Source organism: Protofrankia sp. CiP1_Cm_nod3 (genome assembly GCF_982290655.1).
In genome coordinates, this window is the sequence record NZ_CEVIVD010000017.1 from 1 (window position 1) to 2,063 (window position 2,063).

Sequence of the window (2,063 nt, forward strand, 5' to 3'; positions counted from 1 at the left end):
GACCGCTGGGGCCCGGTACTGGGGACAGCTGGGCTGGTCGTGGTCGGGGCCGGGCGGTGTGACGGGTCGGCGCCGGCGGATCTCGATCGTGGTCGTCTTGCCGGCGCGGTCCGGGTGGCCGGGCGTTATGACGGGTCGGTGCCGGAGCGGGCGGCGAGCAGCCGGCGCAGGCTGGCCAGCCGGGCCGGGTCCGCCTGGCCGTCCGCCACCGCCTCGTCGAGCGCGCAGTCGGCGAGGCCTGCCAGATGGGTGCAGCCGCCGGGGCAGGCCGCCGCGGCTGGCGCCAGATCGGGGAAGGCCCGCAGCAGCCGGTCGGTGGAGACCGCGCCCAGCCCGAACGAGCGCACCCCCGGGGTGTCGACGACCCAGCCGCCGCCCGGCATCGGCAGGGCGATCGCCGCGGACGAGGTGTGCCGGCCACGGCCGGTGACCGCGTTGACCGCGCCGATCGTCTGGGCGGCGTCCGGCACCAGCCGGTTGACCAGCGTCGACTTGCCCACCCCGGAATGGCCGAACATGACGCAGACGTGGGCCGCCATCAGGGCGGTCAGCCCGGACAGGCCGGCGTCCGGCCTGGTGGTCACCATAGGTAGGCCAAGTGGCGCGTAGAGTGCGCGCAGGGGTGTGTCGTCGGCGAGGTCGGCCTTGGTCAGGCACAGCAGCGGCTCCAGGCCGCCGTCGTAGGCCGCGACCAGGCAGCGGTCGATCAGCCCCGGCCGCGGCGGCGGGTCGGCGAGGGCGCAGACGATGACCAGCCGGTCGGCGTTGGCCACGATCGGGCGTTCCACCGGGTCGGTGTCGTCGGCGGTACGCCGCAGCACGCTGCGGCGCTCGGCCCGCCCGACGATCCGGGCAAGGCTGCCGGCCCGGCCGGAGATGTCCCCGACCAGGGCGACCTCGTCGCCGACGACCACACTGGTCCGGCGCACCGAACCCCCGCGGACGGCGGCCACCAGCGCCCCGCCAGAAGCGGACATGGACGCGGATGCGGACGTGCCGCCGCTCCCCGGCCCCGGCCCCGGTGCCGGCCCCGGCGGCGGCTGCGCTTTCGGACGTGGTCGTGGTCGCGGCTCCGGTGACGTCCCGGCGACATGGCAGGTGTAACGGCCTCGGTCGACCGCCACCACGGTCGCCGTCACCGCGTCGGCGTGGTCGGGCCGGTCCCGGGTACGCGGCCGCGACCCGCGGCCGGCCCGCACCCGGACGTCGTCCTCGTCGAGTTCCCGCGCCATTCAGGCGCGCACTTCGGGGTTGGAACATGCGAGGCCGCGCTGTTCGGAGCCGGGCTGTTCGGAGCCGGGCCGTCCGGGGCCGGGCTGTTCGGAGCCGGGCCGTGCCGAGTCGGGCCGTGCCGGGCGGCAGCACGCGGGGCTGTGCCATGTGGGGCTGTGCTGTTCGGGGTGACGCCGCGTGGGACGGCAGCGCGTGGGGTGACGCCGTCGGTGGTCGTGACAGGCAGCTCTCACGCGCGGGCGTCCGCCCCGTCGAGCATCCGCGCCCACAGCCGGGGGAAGGACGGCACGGTCTTACCGGTCGTGGCGATGTCGTCGACGAGCACGCCCGGCACGACCAGTCCCACCACGGCGTAGGCCATGGCCAGGCGATGGTCGGCCCGCGGGTCGAGGCGGGCGCCGGTCAGCGGCGCGGGGGAGACGGCCAGCCCGTCGTCGGTCACGGTGATGTCCGCGCCCAGCCGGCCCAGCTCGGCCGCGAGCGCGCCGAGCCGGTCGGTCTCCTGCAGGCGCAGGTGGGCGATGCCGCGCAGCCGGCTGGGCGAGTCGGCGAGGACGGCGAGCGCCGTGAGTGTCGGGGCGGCCTCGCCGTAGTCGCTGAGGTCGACGTCGATGCCGCGCAGCCGGCCGGGCCCGCGGACCTCCAGGCCGGCCGTGGTCAGGGTGCAGACGCAGCCCATGGCGGTCAGCAGGTCGGGCAGCACGCGCCCGGGCTGGACGGTCCCGCTCGGCCAGTCGGCGAGCACGACCCGCCCACCGGTCGCCGCGGCCGCGGCCAGGAAGGCGGACGCGCTGTTGATGTCGGGTTCGATGACCCGGTCGTGAGCGTGC

The 2,063-nt window shown here is 76.6% G+C and carries 2 protein-coding genes; both read right to left on the reverse strand.

The window, feature by feature from the left end:
* Nucleotides 1-125: 125 nt before the first annotated feature.
* Nucleotides 126-1,232 carry a ribosome small subunit-dependent GTPase A gene (rsgA, locus tag AC5LUJ_RS05725; RefSeq protein WP_250290128.1) on the reverse strand — a complete coding sequence of 369 codons (1,107 nt, stop codon included), beginning with the start codon at nt 1,230-1,232 and terminating at the stop codon, nt 126-128.
* Between the two features lie 230 nt (nt 1,233-1,462).
* The coding region (locus AC5LUJ_RS05730; RefSeq protein WP_493464585.1) for a 3-phosphoshikimate 1-carboxyvinyltransferase at nt 1,463-2,063 on the reverse strand (601 nt) is incomplete at its 5' end.

Coding starts and splice junctions, on each gene's coding strand:
- rsgA (WP_250290128.1), bottom strand. CDS start 1,232: ATGGCGCGGGAACTCGACGAGGACGACGTCCGGGTGCGGGCCGGCCGC.